At 59.4% G+C, this 2,593-nt stretch carries 2 pseudogenes; one reads left to right on the top strand and one right to left on the bottom strand.

Features of this window, described 5'->3' with window-relative positions:
* Positions 1-92: 92 nt before the first annotated feature.
* A pseudogene (locus NA389_RS21865) lies at positions 93-965 on the top strand (Tn3 family transposase); the annotation flags it as partial.
* A 35-nt stretch (positions 966-1,000) separates the two neighbouring features.
* Here the strand turns inward: NA389_RS21865 and NA389_RS21870 are convergent.
* A pseudogene (locus tag NA389_RS21870) lies at positions 1,001-2,515 on the bottom strand (Tn3-like element TnAs1 family transposase); the annotation flags it as partial.
* Positions 2,516-2,593 lie beyond the last annotated feature (78 nt).

The raw sequence follows: 2,593 nt of genomic DNA on the forward strand, positions 1-2,593 counted from the left end.
ATGGGTTCATGTGCAGCTCCATCAGCAAAAGGGGATGATAAGTTTATCACCACCGACTATTTGCAACAGTGCCGAAACGACTGAGCAAAATGATCAGTGATCTACTCCCTCCGGTGGATTTAACGGAGTTGCTGCTCGAAATTAACGCCCATACCGGATTTGCTGATGAGTTTTTCCATGCTAGTGAAGCCAGTGCCAGAGTTGATGATCTGCCCGTCAGCATCAGCGCCGTGCTGATGGCTGAAGCCTGCAATATCGGTCTGGAACCACTGATCAGATCAAATGTTCCTGCACTGACCCGACACCGGCTGAACTGGACAAAAGCGAACTATCTGCGGGCTGAAACTATCACCAGCGCTAATGCCAGACTGGTTGATTTTCAGGCAACGCTGCCACTGGCACAGATATGGGGTGGAGGAGAAGTGGCATCTGCAGATGGAATGCGCTTTGTTACGCCAGTCAGAACAATCAATGCCGGACCGAACCGCAAATACTTTGGTAATAACAGAGGGATCACCTGGTACAACTTTGTGTCCGATCAGTATTCCGGCTTTCATGGCATCGTTATACCGGGGACGCTGAGGGACTCTATCTTTGTGCTGGAAGGTCTTCTGGAACAGGAGACCGGGCTGAATCCAACCGAAATTATGACCGATACAGCAGGTGCCAGCGAACTTGTCTTTGGCCTTTTCTGGCTGCTGGGATACCAGTTTTCTCCACGCCTGGCTGATGCCGGTGCTTCGGTTTTCTGGCGAATGGACCATGATGCCGACTATGGCGTGCTGAATGATATTGCCAGAGGGCAATCAGATCCCCGAAAAATAGTCCTTCAGTGGGACGAAATGATCCGGACCGCTGGCTCCCTGAAGCTGGGCAAAGTACAGGTTTCAGTGCTGGTCCGTTCATTGCTGAAAAGTGAACGTCCTTCCGGACTGACTCAGGCAATCATTGAAGTGGGGCGCATCAAGGGGAGCCCGCAGAATTCGGAAAAAATCGTACGCTAAGGTTTTCCGGGCATCCGTAAGGGCCGAAACTTCCCGTCTTCCAGTCTGCGGCTCTGCCGCCAGACGTAATCGCCGGTTAGGTTGATGTGCTCCCAGCCCAGCGGCGACAGGAATTGCAGCAGCTCGCCGTCCACCGGCTTGCCGGCCTCGACCAACCCCTGGGTGGCGCGTTCCAGGTACACCGTGTTCCACAGCACGATAGCCGCCGTCACCAGGTTGAGGCCGCTGGCCCGGTAGCGCTGCTGCTCGAAGCTCCGATCCCTGATTTCCCCAAGGCGGTTGAAGAACACCGCCCTGGCCAGCGAGTTGCGCGCCTCACCTTTGTTCAGGCCGGCATGCACGCGGCGGCGCAGTTCAACACTTTGCAGCCAGTCCAGGATGAACAGCGTGCGCTCGATCCGGCCCAGCTCGCGCAGGGCCACGGCCAGTCCGTTCTGGCGCGGGTAGCTGCCGAGCTTGCGCAGCATCAGCGAGGCGGTGACGGTGCCCTGCTTGATCGAGCTGGCCAGGCGCAGGATGTCGTCCCAGTGGGCACGCACGTGCTTGATGTTCAGGGTGCCGCCGATCAGCGGGCGCAACGTCGGGTAGGCTTGCACGCCCTGCGGCACGTACAGCTTGGTTTCGCCGAGGTCGCGGATGCGCGGCGCGAAGCGGAAGCCTAGCAGGTGCATCAGGGCAAAGACGTGATCGGTGAAGCCGGCCGTGTCGGTGTAGTGCTCCTCGATCCGCAGGTCGGACTCGTGGTACAGCAGGCCGTCGAGCACATAGGTGGAATCGCGGACGCCGACATTCACCACGCGGGTGCTGAACGGCGCGTACTGGTCGGAGATATGGGTATAGAACAGCCGTCCCGGCTCGCTACCGTACTTCGGGTTGACGTGCCCGGTGCTCTCGCCCCGGCCACCCGCGCGGAAGCGCTGGCCATCGGAGGATGAGGTCGTGCCGTCGCCCCAGTGGGCGGCAAAGGCGTGGCGATACTGGTGGTTGACCAGCTCGGCCAAGGCCGCCGAATAGGTTTCGTCGCGGATGTGCCAGGCTTGCAGCCAGGACAGCTTGGCGTAGGTCAGGCCGGGGCTCGACTCGGCCATCTTGGTCAGCCCGAGGTTGATCGCATCACCGAGGATTGCGGACAGCAGCAACGTCCTGTCTTTGGCCTCGGCCCCGTCCTTCAAGTGGGTGAAGTGGCGGCTGAAGCCCGTCCAGTCGTCCACGTCCATCAGCAGTTCGGTGATCTTGATGCGCGGCAGTAACTGGCTGGTTTGGTCGATCAGCGCCTGCGCCCGATCCGGCACCGCCGCATCCAGCGGGGTGATTTTCAGCCCTGACTCGGTGAGGATGGCATCGGGCAGCTCGTTGTCCTTGGCCAGGCGGGTGACGGTGGCCAACTGCTCGTCCAGCAGCTGCAAACGCTCTTCCAGGTACTGGTCGCTGTTCGGGTTGATCGCCAGGGGCAGGGCCTGCTCGCGCTTGAGTGCGGCGAACTTCTCGGCCGGCAGCAGGTAGTCGTCGAAGTGGCACTGTTGCAAATAGTCGGTGGTGATAAACTTATCATCCCCTTTTGCTGATGGAGCTGCACATGAACCCATTCA

Source organism: Salmonella sp. NW645, assembly GCF_051703725.1.
In the GTDB taxonomy this organism is placed as follows: Bacteria; Pseudomonadota; Gammaproteobacteria; order Enterobacterales; family Enterobacteriaceae; genus Salmonella; species Salmonella enterica.